The sequence below is a fragment of the Gilliamella sp. CG35 genome (assembly GCF_046635745.1).
Lineage (GTDB): Bacteria > Pseudomonadota > Gammaproteobacteria > Enterobacterales > Orbaceae > Gilliamella > Gilliamella apicola_I.
This window is the reverse complement of the sequence record NZ_JBIDFH010000014.1, coordinates 1-19,384: the sequence shown is the minus strand read 5'-3', so window position 1 is coordinate 19,384 and position 19,384 is coordinate 1. Positions and strand designations below refer to the sequence as shown.

15 protein-coding genes are annotated in these 19,384 nt (G+C 36.4%); 3 read left to right on the top strand and 12 right to left on the bottom strand.

Annotation, left to right across the window (positions count from 1 at the left end; translation table 11 throughout):
- Positions 1-140 precede the first annotated feature (140 nt).
- The 10 genes from ACGH4F_RS07550 to ACGH4F_RS07505 form a co-directional block, all read right to left on the bottom strand.
- Entirely contained in the window at positions 141-1,010 is an 870-nt protein-coding gene (locus tag ACGH4F_RS07550) for a YjjW family glycine radical enzyme activase (protein ID WP_411590687.1), read from the bottom strand.
- Positions 985-2,532 (bottom strand): YjjI family glycine radical enzyme, encoded by a 1,548-nt coding sequence (locus ACGH4F_RS07545; RefSeq protein ID WP_411590685.1) that lies wholly within the window; start codon positions 2,530-2,532, stop codon positions 985-987. The genes ACGH4F_RS07550 and ACGH4F_RS07545 overlap by 26 nt, the downstream gene beginning before the upstream one ends.
- A gap of 55 nt (positions 2,533-2,587) precedes the next feature.
- Positions 2,588-4,273, bottom strand: coding sequence for a bifunctional UDP-sugar hydrolase/5'-nucleotidase UshA (gene ushA, locus ACGH4F_RS07540; protein WP_411590684.1), 1,686 nt, complete (start codon positions 4,271-4,273; stop codon positions 2,588-2,590).
- Between the two features lie 29 nt (positions 4,274-4,302).
- Positions 4,303-5,604: a pyrimidine-nucleoside phosphorylase gene (locus ACGH4F_RS07535; protein ID WP_411590682.1), complete on the bottom strand. Its 1,302-nt coding sequence runs from the start codon at positions 5,602-5,604 to the stop codon at positions 4,303-4,305.
- 176 nt (positions 5,605-5,780) lie between these two features.
- On the bottom strand, positions 5,781-6,176 hold the full coding sequence (locus ACGH4F_RS07530; RefSeq protein ID WP_267351102.1) for a cytidine deaminase: 396 nt from the start codon (positions 6,174-6,176) through the stop codon (positions 5,781-5,783).
- Between the two features lie 29 nt (positions 6,177-6,205).
- Positions 6,206-8,182 carry a bifunctional 2',3'-cyclic-nucleotide 2'-phosphodiesterase/3'-nucleotidase gene (locus ACGH4F_RS07525; RefSeq protein WP_411590681.1) on the bottom strand — a complete coding sequence of 659 codons (1,977 nt, stop codon included), beginning with the start codon at positions 8,180-8,182 and terminating at the stop codon, positions 6,206-6,208.
- Between the two features lie 9 nt (positions 8,183-8,191).
- Positions 8,192-9,379 (bottom strand): adenosine deaminase, encoded by a 1,188-nt coding sequence (add, locus tag ACGH4F_RS07520; RefSeq protein WP_411590680.1) that lies wholly within the window; start codon positions 9,377-9,379, stop codon positions 8,192-8,194.
- 339 nt (positions 9,380-9,718) lie between these two features.
- Entirely contained in the window at positions 9,719-10,984 is a 1,266-nt protein-coding gene (locus ACGH4F_RS07515; protein ID WP_411590679.1) for a nucleoside permease, read from the bottom strand.
- Between the two features lie 199 nt (positions 10,985-11,183).
- A complete protein-coding gene (deoD, locus tag ACGH4F_RS07510; protein ID WP_267379417.1) occupies positions 11,184-11,900 on the bottom strand; it encodes a purine-nucleoside phosphorylase in 717 nt (238 codons plus the stop codon).
- A 41-nt stretch (positions 11,901-11,941) separates the two neighbouring features.
- A complete protein-coding gene (locus tag ACGH4F_RS07505) occupies positions 11,942-13,171 on the bottom strand; it encodes a phosphopentomutase (RefSeq protein WP_267379419.1) in 1,230 nt (409 codons plus the stop codon).
- A 597-nt stretch (positions 13,172-13,768) separates the two neighbouring features.
- Here ACGH4F_RS07505 and murB point away from each other — a divergent pair.
- The 3 genes from murB to birA are packed head-to-tail and all read left to right on the top strand — an operon-like array spanning position 13,769 to position 16,862.
- Positions 13,769-14,779, top strand: coding sequence for a UDP-N-acetylmuramate dehydrogenase (gene murB / locus ACGH4F_RS07500; RefSeq protein WP_411590723.1), 1,011 nt, complete (start codon positions 13,769-13,771; stop codon positions 14,777-14,779).
- A 12-nt stretch (positions 14,780-14,791) separates the two neighbouring features.
- Complete coding sequence (locus ACGH4F_RS07495) at positions 14,792-15,934, top strand: MFS transporter (RefSeq protein WP_411590678.1); 1,143 nt, start codon at positions 14,792-14,794, stop codon at positions 15,932-15,934.
- Positions 15,909-16,862: a bifunctional biotin--[acetyl-CoA-carboxylase] ligase/biotin operon repressor BirA gene (birA, locus tag ACGH4F_RS07490; protein WP_411590676.1), complete on the top strand. Its 954-nt coding sequence runs from the start codon at positions 15,909-15,911 to the stop codon at positions 16,860-16,862. Before ACGH4F_RS07495 ends, birA begins: the two co-directional genes overlap by 26 nt.
- A 1,671-nt stretch (positions 16,863-18,533) precedes the next feature.
- Here birA and ACGH4F_RS07485 read toward each other — a convergent pair.
- Together ACGH4F_RS07485 and ACGH4F_RS07480 are read right to left on the bottom strand one after the other, a co-directional pair.
- On the bottom strand, positions 18,534-19,019 hold the full coding sequence (locus ACGH4F_RS07485) for a hypothetical protein (RefSeq protein ID WP_411590674.1): 486 nt from the start codon (positions 19,017-19,019) through the stop codon (positions 18,534-18,536).
- Positions 19,019-19,384 (bottom strand): EndoU domain-containing protein (locus ACGH4F_RS07480; protein ID WP_411590672.1); only part of this gene is annotated, 366 nt, incomplete at its 5' end. The genes ACGH4F_RS07480 and ACGH4F_RS07485, both read right to left, overlap by 1 nt.

Genomic DNA, 19,384 nt, shown 5'->3' with positions numbered 1-19,384 from the left:
AGCAGATTAAAAAACCTGCTCATTTTTATTGTAAAAATTTCACAATCATAAAGATAATGATCATTATATCGGTCTTTTAATTAACTCGTCACGATTCAGATATTCTGGCTATTTTCACATTAATCAAAACTATTTAATTATCATGATAAGTAAACAGTGGGCAAAATAATATTTTTCAGCCCAAATTGTTTTAACTCAGTAGCAAAATTTTCGACATGTTGTTTTGATGCTGGTTCCCATGTTTTGGCTATTCCTTGGACTCCATGGTGGTGAAAAGCATTGATTCTCACTCTCATACTCGGATCCAACGCCAATAAAAAGTGCGCGATTTGCTCTGCCTTATTTTGAAGATCCGTATGAGTTGGGATGATCAAGAATCTGACTTCGTGTAATTTTTGGATCTTTGAAAGATATTCTATTGTTTTTATGACTCGATGATTATCTCTGCCGGTTAACTTTTTATGAACTTGGGTATCCCAAGCTTTAAGATCAATCATCGCACCATCCATGACATTCACTACTTTTTGCCAACCCGTTTGAGATAAATAACCATTGCTATCAATAAAACAGGTTAAATGTTTTAAGTCATCGGCATGTTTAATGGCATGAAACAGTTTTTCAATAAAAGGTAATTGAATGGTCGCTTCCCCGCCACTGAGCGTAATACCATTTAAAAAGGGAAGGTATTTTCGAATGATGTTTAGTATATCCTCAACACTATATCGGTAAGTCATTGGTGTTGAGTGATATTGGCAAGTCTGAAGGCAAGTATCACATTGCTGGCAAGCTGATGTTTGCCAGATAACTTGATGATGACTAAACGTTAACGCCTGATGTGGACATGTGGCGACACAGTCACCACAATCCTGACATAGTGAAATGGTATAAGGATTGTGGCAATTTAAGCATTTAAAATTACAGCCTTGTAAAAATATAACTAATCGGTTTCCCGGCCCGTCAACGCAAGAAAAGGGTAAAAGTTTATTAACGATTGCCCATGACTTGTTCATGACTGATCACCCGTGATGTACGGCATAAATAGCTATTATTAACGGTATCTTGTGCGGCTTCACTACCTAAAAATGTGGTATTAATCCGTGAACCTTCTTCTTTATATTTTTTGATATCTGATAATCTCACCATGTAGCCCGTTACTCGTACTAGATCATTACCACTAATATTGGCGGTAAACTCTCGGAAGCCAAATTGAAATGCCGCTTTACAAATTTGCAGTAAAGCGGAAGGATTATTTTTAATGGTTTCATCAATCGTTAAAATATCACTAATGCCTGATGTATAATAGTGGTGATGTTTAAACAGTGCCATAATATGGGTAACAGGATCCGGCTCGTGACCATAAGGAATTCGTAAGCCCGGTGTAGTGCCTCTATCCGTACTGATGCCAGATTGAGCATGTAACATAGCTTTACCTTGCCAAGCATGGTTAATTTTATGATGATTAATAAAGTCGGCTAATTGTTTAGAAATGGTGGTAGCCAGTTCATTAGCATCTTCATCGACACCATAGCGACCCGCTAAGTTCGATTTTTCTTGTAGTATATTAATCGCTTCAGCCATAGCATAAATACCAAACATGGGTGCAAATCGGTTGGCATCAATTAATCCTTCTTTTACTAAAAAACTATTTTGAAAGAAGTTTGACTTTTCGTACAAAAAGGCTGAACGGGCTTTGATTAAATTTAATTGTAGTTGGCAGTAATAGGGTAGCGTATTTTGCAGAAAATCATCAATATGTTGGCTGCGTTTTGCCACTTCTTTTAAGTTGATTCTTGATAGGGTACTGCCACCACCAGCGATAGGTAAGGAGTTATAACAGCTGACAACGCCATAGCCTTTTTCATCAAAATCTTTTTGAATCATCTGATTATTGGCGATGTGAGGTTTAGCCGTTTCGCAAATATTGCCTATTGCAACGGATAGTAACGCTTCAGGTGTGAAGTTTTCATCATAGATAAAGGTTAAATTTGGTGCAACTTGTTTGAGTTCTTTGTCCACACGTAAAATCAGACGACAAATAACATTATCGGTTGGTCCAATGTTGGCATGCATAAAAGCATCAGGTAAATTACGATCTAACATTATCCAAAAATGTCTTAATCGTTGATAAAGTTCATCTTCAGTGAGATCCCCAACATAGGGTAACAATATTTGATCTAAACAACCCAGATAAACAGGCATGCCGGTAACGGATGGTACATGATGATAAGCAATAGTCAGCATATTTAAGGCATCATCAAACGTTTTGGCGGGATCAAGTTCTAACCACTCAGAGCCTTGTTTAAGAAATTTAGCATAATCAGGTAGTACATATCGAGGCTTATAAGGCGCATGACCCTCAAACATATCACAAATAACATTTTCGTCTAACGCTTTTCGGGTTTCATTATCAAGCTCAACATAAGGCAGATTATTTTCTGCCGCTAATGCCAATAAGTTGGCTTTCTGTTTGGGTGATAAATTAGGATCGGTGACGATTTGATAACAACTGCTTTGGAACTCTGTCATGTGCATATTAACCTCGATACTAAAAAGCAAATTTATTTAATTTAAATGGTGAACCTAATGATTATTTTTCGATAATCATGCGTATTGGTTCATAATCAGCAGCATTAATTGGCGAATGTGTTTCAAAATACTGTTTTACAACATCCGCATCACGATAACCAGTATCCACATAAGTAGGTAATGTGTTGATTATCGGATAGCCGTCTCCGCCCATCGCTAAAAAATCCAATGTCACCAGACGATACTTCTTTTGTAAGTCAATGGGTTGTTGATTGATTTTGACATTTTCAATATTTTCACCTGAGCGCGTTAAGGTAATATTTCTTAGATGAGTAAAGCCACCCGATCCTTGCTTTTTGCTCAATGCAACGTTAAGGTAGTCAATCAATTCACGTCCGGTTAACTCGACATAAACCATACTATTGCCAAAAGGTTCAACTTTAAGAATATCTCGATAAGCAATATCGCCTTCAATCAATGAATCTCGAATCATCCCACCCGATAAGATACCCAAGTCTGCACCTGTCTTTTCAATAAAAGCACTGAGTAATAATTGTCCTAAATTACTTTGCTGATATCGGACAATATGGCGATCGCCTTCAAGTCGACCGACCAATTCGCCGCTTTTAATTGACAGTTTTTTTCTGCCTTGTTCTTGATAAGGTTGCAATATCTGCAATAGTTGTGGATCTTGAGGGATCTCAGTGGTGTAAAACTCAAGGCGTTTAGTGTCGTTGCCATTATCCACTTCTTTTTTAAGGTTAATAGGAATTAATTGATAATTTTTAAGTGTCAATTTTCCATTTAGAAATTCAAAATCTGCTCTACCTACGTATTTTCCCCATTCGTGAGCCTGTACTATCCAAGTCCCATTTTGTTGATCAGGTGCGCAGGGTGTACCAGGAACATATTCAGTGACTCGTTTATTTGCACTTGCCATACAAACCGGATTTTGAGAATGTCCGCCTACAATCATATTTAATTCGCCCGATTTTAAGCCTCGGGCTAATTCTACATCACCCGGCGCCATTGAACCGTGTTCACCATTTTCGTAGTGTCCCATATGGGTCACGGCGATAATCATATCTGGGTGTTCGTTTTGTTGAATTTGAGCAATCACTTTTTGTGCTTCAGGTAATGTTTGGCGAAACTCAACACCTTGCGTATTCATGGGTGAAGCGAGATAAATGGTATCATCAGTGGTAAGACCAAAAACGGCAACTCGGATACCATTTAAGTCAAACATTTTATAGGCATCAAAGACACGATTATCCGTGCCTTTGAAGTAAGTATTAGCAGACAAAAAAGGAAAATGTGCCAATTGTTGCTGTTCACGAATGATAGATAACGGATGATCAAATTCATGATTACCAACAGCCATAGCATCATAGCCTATTTCGTTCATGCCAATAAAATCCGGTTTAGCTTGAAGTACATCAGATTCGGGCACACCTGTATTAATATCACCACCTGACAAAAGTAATAATGTTCCACCTTTGGCGGTAACTTCTCTTCTGATGTCATCTACCACCGTTTTTTGAGCGGCAAGCCCATATTCACCAATTTCATTTTGCCAAAAACGACCATGATGATCGTTTGTATGTAAAATGGTGAATTGATAGGGTTGATTCTCTTTCCAAGAATAGGCTATTGGCTGTTGCGTGATAGCATCTGCTATTGAATTGGCCGAAAATAGTCCCAAAGCAAGGGCTAGTGATAGTTTTTTAGTTATATTTAAATAATACATGGTGTCTCCTAATTCCTTATAGACAATCACTACTCCGTAATGACCTTATAAATTAATGTTGGCACGTGCGCATTATCACTAATAGTGATATTGTCATACAGTTTTTGTTTGATCGCATCTAGTTTGTCAGTGCTAGCGTGGATGGTAAGTAAAGCTTCGCCTTGTTCCACTTTATCGCCGACTTTTTTATGTAACACAATACCTACCGCAGGTTCGATGATATCGTCCTTCGTTGCACGTCCTGCACCTAATTGCATCGCTGCGATTCCGATTTGATCGGCAACAATACGAGAAACATAACCCGATTTAAGTGCTGGTAAGGCGATTTGGTAAGGGGCACTTGCTAATTTTTCAGGGTGATCAACCACTGAGCTATCACCACCTTGCGCTTCAATTAAGGTTTTGAATTTTTCAATCGCTTTGCCATTGTTTATTGCCTCTTGAAGTTTTACTCGTGCTTCATCAAGCGTTTTCGCTTTATTCGCTAACACTACCATTTGGCTTCCTAATGTCAGTACTAATTCAGTTAAATCTGAAGGACCTTGACCTTTTAAGGTATCAATGGCTTCTTTTACTTCTAGCGCATTACCAATTGCAAATCCAAGCGGTTGTGACATATCCGAAATTATCGCCATGGTTCTTCGTCCAATTTGATTGCCGATCTTGACCATTTCATAAGCTAATTTTTCTGAATCTGCCATCTCTCGCATCAGTGCGCCATCACCGGTTTTCACATCTAAAACAATTGCATCGGCACCTGCAGCTAACTTTTTGCTCATAATCGAACTAGCAATAAGTGGAATTGAATTGACCGTACCGGTAACATCACGAAGTGAATAAAGTTTTTTATCAGCAGGCGTTAAATTACCGGATTGTCCAATAACTGACACACCTTTTTGATTGACTTGATCAATAAATTCTTGCTTATCTAATTCCATTCTAAATCCAGGGATTGACTCAAATTTGTCATTGGTACCCCCTGTGTAACCAAGTCCTCGCCCGGACATTTTAGCAACCGGTACACCAACGGCTGCCACTAATGGGGCAAGCACAAGGGTAGTGGTATCGCCAACGCCACCTGTTGAATGTTTATCAACTTTGATACCTTGAATTGAAGAGAGATCGACAGTATCACCCGAATGCATCATCGCTGTGGTTAAATCAGCACACTCTTTTGACGTCATGCCTTGATAGTAGATAGCCATTAATAGAGCACTCACTTGATAATCAGGGATTGTGCCATTGGTATAATTGGTAATAAAAAATTGGATTTCTTCAGTTGTTAGTGGATGACCATCACGTTTTTTTTCAATAATATCTACAAATCTCATTAATCTTCTCTCTTAATGTCAATATATTAGGTTAATATTACCTTGGTCTGTTTATTTGATGTTAAACGACGTTTAAATCAGTCAACATTTTTGCGCATAAATTGTATAATTTAATACGACATGACATTGTCATTTTTACTCATTTTTAGTGATAATTTTTTATTATAAGAATGTTTCTAGTCTAAATCACTGGGTGAAAATGACCAAGGTAATAACTCACCAACGGTTGTTTCTTGTATTTTTCCTTGCATATTTGTCAAAATTACGGGCATATCTTTAGCGCAAAATTCACTTATTACTTGGCGACAGGCTCCACAGGGTGAAATAGGTTCGTGGGTATCGCCAATGACAACTAATTTTTTAAATTTGCGTTTGCCTTCTGAAACGGCTTTGAAAATAGCGGTTCGTTCGGCACAGTTAGCCAATCCGTACGATGCATTTTCAACATTGCAACCTAAAATGACCTCGTCATCTTCAGTAATGAGTACTGCACCAACTTGAAATTTAGAATAAGGTACGTAAGCGTTAGAACGTGCGGTTTTAGCCAGTTCGATTAGTTTTTCAATTTTCATCATGATAATCCTGTTAGTTATACCTTGTTCTATTGATGTTTAGATTGCACATTCATCGGTGATTGTAAATCCAGACGATAAACCCCAAATCCTAGATTATCTTTTTCCACATAGCTTGTTGGATATAACGAATGTTTTTCGATAACTGCTTTGGCTGCTTCAGTTGGTGATGATTCAAAACGAATATCTAATTTGGTATTACTGGTTATCGGGGCAATTTGCCAGTTATTATCGACTGCCACCTTTACCTCCCCATTTTTATGGGTGGTGTTAGTGATATAAGCCGATAAAATCACTCTTAAATCATCGGGTGAATTAAATTTAACATTTTTGCTTCCCGTTCCCGGAAACGCACCGGTATAAGCACGATAATTATTTGTTGCTATCAAGAAGGTTTGATTAGGATCAATTGGTTTTTGTTGATAGGTTAAATTTTTAATTCGTTCAGACTGCGCATTGATTAGTTGGCAATTGCCATCGTAGCGAGCAGGCTGAGTAATATCAATTTGGTAATTTACGCCATCAATCGTATCGAAATTATACGTTCTGAAATGATCCCAATCTATTAAGTACTGCGGTGTCGTGACTTTCGTATCAATTTGATTATATACCCCTGCCGAACATTCAAGCCACTCTTTGACCTCTTTGCCGGTCACTTGGACGACTGATAACAGGTTAGGGTATAAGTAGATATCCGCTGCATTTCTAAATGTAAGATCGCCTTTTTTTACATCAACAAAAGCAGTTGGATCGTTTTTTCTACCGCCAGCCTTGAACGGGGCAATAGCCGATAAAACCGGTAAACCATCAAGATCTGGGTCACCTTGAATAAACTGTTTTACATATGCAATTTGCGCATCACTTATAATTTGTAATGCCGTGGTATCTTGAACTAAAGCCAAATAACTGGTGATATCACTATCAATTTTCCCAATCGGTTTTCCGACAAATTCACGTGTACCTTGGTGATCTTCTTTTAGTACGTGAGTAATATGTTGATCGGCATCAACCAGTGCTTTTTTGGTTTTCACGTCATAAATTGGGCGGGCTTGAGATTTACCTGAAGTCACTTGCCAATTTGAATTGTCACCATTTAGGACTAAATCAACAACGCCCAAATGGCTTCCCCATTGTCCGGGCATAACGGCAGGAACATGATTTATATTGCCGGTTTCAATATTAGTATTCGGTAATGATTTAAAATCGTCGCTTGGAAACACGCCATGTGAATGACCAAACATAATAGCATTAATACCCTCTACTTGACTTAAATAGTATACCGAGTTTTCAGCTAATGCTTTATAAGGTTCAGCAGAAACACCCGAATGCGGAATGGCGATAATGATATTAGCCCCTTCTTTTTTCATTTGCGGAACTAACTGTTTGGCTGTTTCTGTGATGTCTTTAACTTCGACTTTTCCATCCAAATTTAATTTATCCCATTGCATAATTTGAGGTGGAACAAATCCTATATAACCAATTTTAATAGTGTGTTGATTACCTTCTCGATCAATAACCGGTGTGTCGACAATAATATATTGTTTAAAAAAGGGCTGCCCGGTCGTTGCATCATAGACATTGGCATTAATATAAGGAAATTTAGCACCGGCAAGGCTTTTTTGCAGGAAGTCTAAACCAAAGTTAAACTCGTGATTACCTATGTTACCAACGGTATAATTTAACGTGTTCATGGCTTTATAGACAGGGTGGGTCTCACCATTTTTAAGCCCTTTATTGACAGTATAATCTGCCATAGGACTTCCTTGAATTAAATCGCCATTATCAACCAGTACACTGTTTTTGACTTCATTGCGAGCTTGATGAATTAAATTGGCGGTTTTAGCGAATCCAAAGGTATCGACAGATTGATCTTTAAAATAGTCAAAATTCATCATATTGCCATGCAGATCGGTTGTTTCGATAATTCTTAAATCTACTGTTGCTGCATGGAGCGTGCCAGAAATCAATAGGGTTAATAAGGTGAAAGTGAATTTATTTTTTAACATATGGATCTCCTATTTATTTCCGGTAATGCTATTTTTCATCCGTTTTAATAATAAATGTTGGTAATGAATAAATCGTTTAATAATGGCTGGGTGATAATTATTTTCATTGATTGCTGTTTGTAATGATAGCTGATCATCGGTGGTGAAACAGGATAATACATAATCCGTCAACCGTGCTTTTTGTAAATCTTCAACAAACGCCGCATCAATTCCACACAGTGTAATATCGAGCAATTCTAAACGAGTAAAGTGAAAGATAGATTGGGCTAAACAATATTCTTTTTCGATGTCAGTACCAAAAATGCCTGCGTCATCGGTATTTAAGGTAATTCGTACACCCTGATCATAAAGCTGTCTTACCGGGTGATGATGGATATCCCCATGTAACTCATTGACTAAAATGCGGTTACTGGTTAACGCAACTTCTAATGTTATGTTGCGTCGAACTAATTCGTTGATTAATTCCTGATCTTCAATCGCTCGAATGCCATGTCCAATCCTATCTGCACCATGTTTAAGAGCTTGAATAATGCTTGCTGCGGATTCTATTTCGCCAGCATGATAAGATTTTTTTAAATTGAGTTTTTGGGCTAATTGGTGTGAGGTTTGAAAATCATCGAAGTGACCGGCTTTTTCATTACCAGCAATATTAAAACCGGTAATAAATGGGTGAGGGTTTTTTTCAATAAATAATAGGGTATCATGTACTGTTTTCGCCCCTAAATGCCTAACACCAATCACATGATATCTTACGGTAAGATTAAATTCTTTTTGTACGTCAGTTATGGCGGCATCCATTTGCTGTAAGGTATGATGAAATCGCTCTTCATCCCAGATTATTTCACCCTGTTCTTCTGTTGCGCAAATGTGATAAGGAGAAAGAAAGAGTTCGCAATAGATTAGCCCCTGTTTGGCATTTCGATAAAGAAAATCATAAGTAATAAGGTAATAATCTTCGGGGGTTTTTACAAAATTTGAGACAGTATCATAGGTTTGAATAAACTGAACAAAATCAGTTTCATCATAACGATATCGCCCATTTTTATATTCGTTAGCATCATATTCACCCGATTGATAGCATAACGAAGATGGGAAGGTAATATGATTTTTATCAGCTAACTTTTTAGCCATAAAAGGGGTAATACTACCTTCAACATGTTCATGTAATATCACTTTAGGAAGCAATGGTTTATTCATTTGATAAGTTATCTTTTTAATGTGCTTTCTCGGCTCCCACTATTAGGTCGCTTAACACAAATAGTGATAGATTAATGGTATTTTAGCTTTGCTAATTGCGTTGTTATCTATTTTACCTTGATCAGGTATCTTATTTCCATACTTTTTGTGTGACCAATTTTTATTTTGTGAGATAGGTATCGTTTTATTTTAAACAGTATCACCCTGATTAATTACATTATCTCAAGGTTAAAAAGGGTAATTTTAAACGCTAGCTTAATCAATATGCTTGTTTTTGATTCAATCAGAAGGACAATGATCATTATCCTTCTGTGATTGAATGATACTTCTTAATAACAATTAACTAACGGCCTCGGCTGTTTTTTGTTCATTGGTGTCGTTTTTAAATATGACCATAAATATGAGAGCCAGCACCAGCGCATAGCCAGCAAAAATGAGCCATACGGTATGCCAATCGGTGATCTGTTTTTCATCAATGATTTGCGTATAGTGTTCGGCGACAATTCCGCTAATCACCGAACCTAAATAAGCACCAATACCATTAGTCATTATCATAAATAGACCTTGAGCACTGTTACGTATATTTGGCGATACCGATTTTTCAACATACATGGAGCCAGAAATATTATAGAAATCAAATGCACAACCATAAACTATCATCGAAAGTAACAGTAATACAAAGCCAATTGGTGATGGGTCGCCATAGGCAAAAAGACCAAAACGCGCAACCCAAGCTAGAATACTAATCAACATTACATATTTGATGCCTAATCTTTTCATAAAGAAAGGTACAAATAAGATAAATACGACTTCCGATATTTGTGAAATCGACAATAAGACTGACGGGTATTTCACAACTAAACTCGTTTCATAGATCGGAATGTTTCTAAAGTCTCGTAGGAATTGGTCACCAAAAGTATTGGTAATTTGTAAAATTCCACCTAATAAGACCGCAAACAGGAAGAATATTGCCATTCTTGGTTGCTTAAATAAGACAAGTGCATCTAATCCTAACGAACTGATAAGCGATTTTTCTTTGATTGCATTTTTTGATGTCGGAATCAAAGGGAGTGTTAACGACACCAGACATAATACGACTGAACCGGCTGCCGCTGTGTATAGTTGCATGTTACTAAGATCAAATTTTAAAAAGCTAACTAACCACATGGCAACAATAAAGCCAATTGTACCAAATATTCGAATGCCGGGAAATTCAGCGATGACATCAAGCCCTTTAGATTCGATACATGAATAAGCTATTGAGTTTGATATCGCAATGGTAGGCATGAAAGCTAAACAATGAATAAGCATGACAATCATCATCATAGAGGGTGAAGTAATTAATGCAGCAATGCATAATGTAATTGCACCAATTAAATGACAAAGCATGTATAAGCGATTAGCAGGGATCCATCTATCTGCAACTACACCTAATAAACCCGGCATAAATAGCGATGCTAACCCCATTGAACCATACACTAATCCAATATCTGTTCTTGAAAAGGATAAAACATCATTCATGTAAGAACCGAAGGTGATTAACCAACATCCCCAAATAAAAAATTGCATAAAAAATATAACTTTTAGTTGTAACTTAGTATTCATTTCAATTCCTTATTCAATGCGATCTTTTTCATAACTTCTTACCTAAAATATAATCAATAAATTGATTGCAACTTCAACCTGTTGTACAGCGATATTGCGTGAAACCGAAAAATTTTTTTTTGACTGAACACTTTTGATGATGTAGTTCAGTCATTAACAATTTTGAGTAATTAAAAAAAATGGCAGTCATTCTGCCATTTTAGTTTTGGTTTAATAAAACCGATTCTAACGCAACGGTGATCATTTCTTTAAAACCAAGTTGACGCTGTTCAGCTGTCATGGCTTCGCCTTTACGTATATGATCAGATACTGTACAAATGGCTAATGCTTTGGCACCATATTCCGCGGCAACCCCATAAATTCCTGCTGCTTCCATTTCAACCCCTAAAATATTGTATTTTTCCATTACATCAAACAGTTCGGGTTCAACACTATAAAAAAGATCAGCTGAAAAGAGGTTACCCACTTTTACATTAACACCTAATTTTTTGGCTGCACTTACAGCGTGGCAAGTAAGATCAAAATCGGCAATAGCTGCAAAATCATGATCCTTAAAACGAATACGATTGACTTTAGAATCCGTGCAAGCACCCATACCAATAATCACATCGCCAATGTTTACATTTGGGCTAATCGCACCACATGAACCGACACGAATGATATTTTTTACACCATAAAATTTTATTAATTCTGTTGTATAGATAGAACAAGATGGAATGCCCATTCCATGCCCCATAACAGAAACTTTTTGACCTTTATAATAGCCAGTAAAACCTAACATCGCTCTTACATTGGTCACTTCTTGTGCATTTTCTAAAAAGGTTTCTGCAATAAATTTTGCTCGTAATGGATCGCCTGGCATTAAGACAGTTTCTGCAAAAGCATTTTCAATTGCGTTAATGTGTGGGGTAGACATTAATTTCTCCTGAAAGTTTTTGAAAAATAAATTTCTGTTACCTATTTTTTGATAAAAGATTGCCCATATTCCATTGGTGATAAATCAAAATAATCGGCAACACTTTGACCGATATCAGCAAAGGTTTTACGATGCCCTAAGGAACCAACAGGAACACTATCACCGTAAACGATGACTGGAATATGTTCACGAGTATGATCTGTGCCAGCCCAAGTTGGATCGCATCCATGATCAGCACTGATAATCAGTAGATCACCCGGTTCAATAAGATCTAACATTTCGGGTAAGCGAGAATCAAAATATTCTAGCGCAGCAGCGTAACCGGCAACATCACGTCGATGACCATAAGACGAGTCAAAATCAACAAAGTTAGTAAATACAATCGTATTATCTTTGGCTTGTTTTATCTCTTCAATTGATGCATTGAAAAGGGCTTCAATACCGGTTGCTTTAACTTTTTTTGTAATACCAACATGTGCATAAATATCGGCTATTTTACCGATTGATACGACAGTGCCTTGTTTTTCATCAACCAGTTTTTTTATCATGGTTGGGGCAGGTGGTTCAACGGCTAAATCGTGGCGGTTACCAGTACGGACAAATTCACCCGCTTTTTTACCGATAAATGGTCTGGCAATCACACGCCCAATGTTATAATTGCCTTTATTCAGTTCATCACGCGCGATTTCGCAGATTTCATATAATCTATCTAAGCCGAATGTTTCTTCATGACACGCTATCTGAAAAACTGAGTCGGCTGAAGTATAAAATATCGGTTTGCCACTTGTCATATGTTCTTCACCTAGCTCATCTAGAATAATAGTTCCTGATGAATGGCAGTTACCTAAATAACCAGATAGGTTGGCGCGCTTTACAATTTTATCTAATAATTCTTGAGGAAAACTATTGGTGGTGTTGGAAAAGTAGCCCCAATCAAAAAGTACAGGAACGCCAGCTATTTCCCAATGTCCTGATGGTGTATCTTTACCCGAAGAAATTTCACTAGCATAGCCATAAGAACCGATTATTTCACCTTCTGTGTGCATTCCTTGGGGATAATAACCGGTCGATTCGTAGGCTGCTTCGATTAAGCCTAGCTTAGCTAAATTAGGTAATTTTAATGGACCTTGGCGTCCTTTATCGGCTTGACCTAATGCACAGGCTTCGGCAATATGACCTAATGTATTCGATCCTTCATCTCCATATTTTTTTGCATCTTCGGCTCCACCAATTCCAAAGGAATCGAGGATCATAATAAAAACTCTTTTCATAATTTCCTCTAAATCTCAAATATCACTAAGCTTGGCAACCATGTTATGAAATAACGATTGCTAATATTGTGATCTAGCACACATTTGCTTACTTTATTAAAGTCAATTGTGTAACAAAAAAATTTTTTAACGATTAAAACTATTTTTTGAGCCCTTTATAATAAAAGGTTTTCAGTTTAGTTATAATACATGATAAAAAAAAACAGAAAAGATTTAAGCATCGTTTTAGCTGATTATTTGATTAATATTAACGGATTTTGTAAAAAATATTATGACATATTCGCTAATAGAGCGATTAAATAATGTTTTGTTAAGCAATTTGCAGAAAATTATTATTGAAGAAATTAAATGATAAATTTAATTATGATGAATCAAATCTCAAAGGTGTTGTGTTAAAATGAACTATTTAATATCTCAATTATTTAACAAGATGTTAACTAATTCACATCATATTAGCATAGCCCATTTAAGGAATGACGTTATATAAAATCCTGAAAGCTAACTTTAGACATTAACACAAAATAAATACCAATTTAATTAATACACGTTAGTTTGCCCATTTAGGATGAAGTTAATTATAAAAAATAAAGGTAGTGAATAATGAATCAAAAAATCCCGAATACTTTTGGTCTTGAAGTTTTTGCTAAACATGTCATCACGGTATCGAGCGTTTTGGAACTACAAAATGTTTGGAATGATAATGTTAATCAACCGATTATGATTATAGGCGAGGGGAGTAATACCCTTTTTACTTGTGATTTTGAAGGCACAATTATCGTTAACCGCATTAAAGGTATTACCATAACTGAAACGGAAAACGAATGGTTGTTAAAAATAGGCGCAGGAGAAAACTGGCATGATGTCGTAACAAAAACGATCACACAAAATATTGCCGGTCTTGAAAATTTAGCGCTTATACCGGGATGTATCGGCTCTGCACCAATTCAAAATATCGGTGCTTATGGTGTTGAATTTCAAAAAGTTGCTGATTATGTTGAATTGCTGGAACTTGCAACCGGTAATATTATCACCGTGACTGACGGGCAATACGGATACCGTGAAAGCATTTTTAAACAACACTATTCTCAAGGATATGCGGTAATTTATGTCGGTATAAAATTAGCTAAACAGTGGCAGCCAGTACTCACTTATGGTGAATTAAAAAACTTTGATGCTAAAACTGTCACGCCTAAAATGATTTTTGATAAAGTGTGTGAAATTCGTCGCAGTAAATTACCTGATCCTAACTTACTTGGTAATGGTGGCAGTTTTTTTAAAAATCCAGTGGTGGATAAAGTTATTGCCGACAAACTACTTGAATTCTACCCGGCAATGCCAATATACCCACAATCAAACAATCAAGTTAAATTAGCCGCTGGTTGGTTAATCGATCAGTGTGGCTTAAAAGGTTATCAGATTGGTGGTGCTGCTGTTCATCAACAACAAGCATTGGTTTTAGCTAATATCAATAAGGCAACGGCACAAGATGTAGTTGATTTAGCACGTCATGTCAAAAATGCCGTTTTAAATAAATTTTCAATACGTCTATCACCTGAAATCCGCTTTATCGGTGCAACAGGCGAAATTGATGTAGACAATTTTTTATAATCATTTTGAACTATGAAACACTCTTATTCATTTCCGATTTTATTAACAAGTTTACTCTTTGTTACAATCGCTTTATCAGCATTAAATACCCAAGTACCACTGTGGTTAGAAAAAGACCAATTTTCGTTAGGGCAAATTGGTCTGGTGGGATCGAGTTATTTTGCTGGTAACTTGCTTGGTACAATCATGGCAAACTGGTTAATTAGTCATTTTAATGCTCGTTATACTTATACCTATAGTTGTTTACTTTTCGCTATTGCCACCATTGGCTTAAGTTTTTCAATGGATTTTTATAGTTGGGCAATATGGCGTTTTATGATTGGTATGGCTTGTGCGGTGACATGGGTTGTGATTGAAAGTTGCATTTTAGTCACCGGAACAGTACGTACACGAGGAAAAATGCTAGCGGTTTATTTAACAACTTACTATATTGGTACGGTGTTAGGGCAAGCGTTGTTAAGATATTTTCCGCAAGAAGTACTCTATTTTGGACTGGTTATTACACTATTAATGGCATTGGCTATTTTATTTATTTTGCTTACTCACTATAAATTACCAAAAAGAAAGAAAAGCGGTTTAAATATTGTTCCAATGATTTTACATAAGCCTTCTCGGATAGGGCTTATCGGTTGTATGATTGCGGGCATGTTAATTGGTTCTTTATATTCATTATTACCTGTCTACTATTCACATTTAGGGTATAGCGATAGCCAAGTCGCTAATTGGATGATTTTACTTATTTTGTCTGGCGTTATTGCGCAACTTCCTGCTAATTGGTGTGCAGATAAATATGGCCGTCGAGTGGTGTTACTGATTGAATCTTTAATCATGTTAGTTGCTTGCTTATTTTTGGTATTTAACTTATTTGATGTGTTTGCCATTATTTTATTAGGCACAACCATCTACACGATTTATCCAATATCCATGGCATGGGCTTGTTCTTGTGTACGAAAACAAGATATTGTATCAATGAATCAAGCAATGTTATTAACCAATACGTTAGGAAGTCTTATTGCGCCGGCGATCATTGCTTATGTCATGGATATAACCAATAACTCTTATTTATTCATCAGTTTTGCTATAATTTCACTTTATTTTATTATTTTATTAGTCTACAAGCGAGGAGCGAATGCGCAGTTATCAAAATCCCCTTAAATTAATTGAAATTCTAGCCGACGGAAATTTTCATTCCGGCGAAGAGCTAGCGTCTGATTTTGGTATTACGCGTGCCGGAATAAACAAATATATTAAAGTGCTCCGTGAATGGGGAATTGAATTATCCTCGATACAAGGTAAAGGCTATAGTTTAAAAATACCGATGGACTTATTTAATAAATCCAAGATAGATCAGTATTACCAAGCTGATAGTCGTGTTGAAATTTTACCAATTATCGACTCAACTAACCAATACATGCTAGACAAAATACCCGAGTTAAAATCGGGAGATTGCTGTATAGCCGAATTTCAGTCAAAAGCACGAGGAAGACGGGGGCGTCAATGGTTTTCACCTTTTGGTACCAATCTCTATTTTTCAATGTATTGGCGATTAGAGCAAGGCATTGCAGCAGCAATGGGACTAAGTCTGGTTGTGGGTATTGTTGTTACGCAGGCTTTACGTGAATTATCGGGTCAAGATATTAAAGTAAAATGGCCTAATGATCTCTATCTAAATGACCAAAAATTAGCAGGTATCTTGGTCGAATTAGCCGGTAAAACTGGGGATTGTGCTCATGTTGTGATTGGTATCGGGGTTAATTTAAACATGACCAATCCCGATCCAAATATTGTCAATCAAAAATGGGCTAATTTAGGGAACATCAATCGTAATTTATTGGTTGCCAAAATTGCAAAAACATTACGGGAAAATTTAGAAAAATTTGAAAAAAATGGATTAGCATTTTTTATTGATGATTGGAATCATCTCGATAATTTTATCCATCGTCCTGTTAAATTACTCATTGGTGATGATGTGATTCGAGGTGTAGCAAAAGGTATAAATGATCAAGGTGCTTTACTGCTTGAACAAAATGGCAAAATCCAAGCATATATAGGTGGTGAAATCTCATTACGAAGTGATGAGTAACAAATTGTTCCCTGTATACACAGGGACAATAAATTCTTATAAAATTCAATAAATATCATGTTTATTAACTTTCCACTTTTTGGTAAAAATTCTGCAAAGTGAGTTAATGGCTGTACCCTGTTAGTTAACAAGTAGAATGTGACAAAGTCCAAAAAGGAAAATATTTCACTGCAATTCATTAAAATCCATTCCCAAAAGCGAGAAATGACCTTGTAACTAGAAATGGGTCGGTGCACGAATAAATTACAAGAAGAATAGGCGCATCCAACTCCTTGTTAAATTTAATTAACCAACTGATTAATATAAACTAATGTGTTTAAAATATCTAAAACCCAGCTGAATAAAAAAACAACAAAAAAGTTGGTAGAATTTTAAACTTTGCCATTTTAATTAATAAACAATAGGTTATAATTAGGGTGTTCCCTGTATACACAGGGATAAACCTTTTACCTGTCTGTCCACATCCCGATACCCTAATGTGTTCCCTGTATACACAGGGATAAACCGTGGCTAAAAGAAAATCTAAGCGAGGCTCAGGCGGTGTTCCCTATATACACGTAGGGATAAACCGAATAGAATTAAACGCCGAAATTCTTAGATGTGCGTGTTCCCTATGCACATAGGGATAAATCGTTCCCCTCAAATAGGGCTATCTTTAAAATTATCGTGTTCCTTAAATGAATAGGGATAGCCATCATTTTCAAAGATCTAAAAATTAACGCTTTGTTCAAACTCCTAATTATTTCTTCTGTTATCAAACTTCTAACTATTGTTATAACGTCAGTCTGCGAATTAATGGTTATAACATTCGGCATAAAGCCGAATAAAACAAGAAGCTAAAGGTAAGATCAATATAAAGTCGTTCGTTAAAATCATCTAGCGAAAAAGTAACATGTTATCTTGTTCTCAAGAATTGCTCGGTGCGCAGTAAAAATTGCAAAAGAGTTTCCGCTAAAAAAACTGCATGATTACAAGTAACTATATGATAATTATAAAATTACATTCCTAATGTGTATTAAACTAAATCGCCTAAAAAAACAACAAAAAATCGGTGGAATTTTACACCTCCCTATTTTAATTAATAAACAATAGGTTATAATTAGTGTTCCCTATACACATAGGGATAAACCGCCCGTAATATCGATTTGACAGGTATCAACGTTGTGTTCCCTATACACATAGGGATAAACCGCATTAGAGGAAGTGATGAGATTAAATAATATAGTGTTCCCTATACACATAGGGATCAACCGCGCAGATGGCGCAAAATCAAGTGCGGTCGAGGGTGTTCCCTATACACATAGGGATCAACCTCGATACAGCTAATACCAGTAGGTGATCTAAACTATATTCCCTATATACTGTTCGCATGCGAACAAAATGGATTACAGGAAGCGTTTGCAGGGATTTCGTAAAATAAAGCTACTTGATCGGGCGTAGACGTCAACAAAATAATGCCACCTGTACCAATCATGAACCCATTTGCATAAGTTTTTATTTCACCATTTAAAATATGTTCAGTATTGATTGTTACTTGAGTACCTTTACCAACTTGTTGCTGAATTAATTCAACAGGTATAGTTGAAGATTATCATAGCAAGTTAATAATTAAACATGCATGTAGATTTAGGAACATTAAAAAGACTTCCCACGGATTAGGTGGGATGTTTTTTAACAAGCGTAAGGAACCAAATGAGAATTTGGCAATCCATTATAGATATCGATCGCTTCTTGCCCTTCAGCTACAAGCTCAACATCTATTGGTTCAGGTGGATTATATGGGTCTTTATAAATACATTCTAGGCAAGCCTTGTATTTTTCTAAAACATATAAAAGCTGCTTCTTATTAATAAGAACTTGTTGTTGTTCAACGTATTCGGTACCTATAAAAACATAATCACCAGTAATTAAAACCCAATGAGCATTACCAACACCAAACATACCATCGGGTGCTCGGCTATGCTCTAAATCGGTAAGATTATTTATCCAAATATTGACAGAGTTGATCCCTGTAGGAAGATCTGTCGCCAACCAAGCAGCTATTTCACAGATTCCATAACCTTGTCTTGGCGTATTCCTAATATTTTCATCTTCAGATGTTCCAGAAAGAATATACTTACCTTCATACCATATAAAATACAATTTCTTTTTTAACATTACTTTTTAACTCCTTCATAAATAGGCCAAGCCGTTGCTCCTGTTCCATCAGGTTTTTTATAATAACCTTCCATTTTCAATCCATCAGAGGATGTTCCTTGCCACATTTCTTTTTTTCGTGGATCAGTATGAGGCATTGAATTTTCAAAAGCATTTTTAATTTCCATTTCCGTTTGACGTTTAGACCAATGCTCAGGAAAAAACGTTGTTTCAGATTGTTTTTTATACCATTTCCCCGTTGCAGGATCTCTGACCGATATGTATCCTGTTTTTACACCATTAGCATCTGCTGCACCTGTCCACTTATCTACTTTAATATTCGGATCTTTTAAATAATGCCCACCAGTACCAACCTTAGTACCATT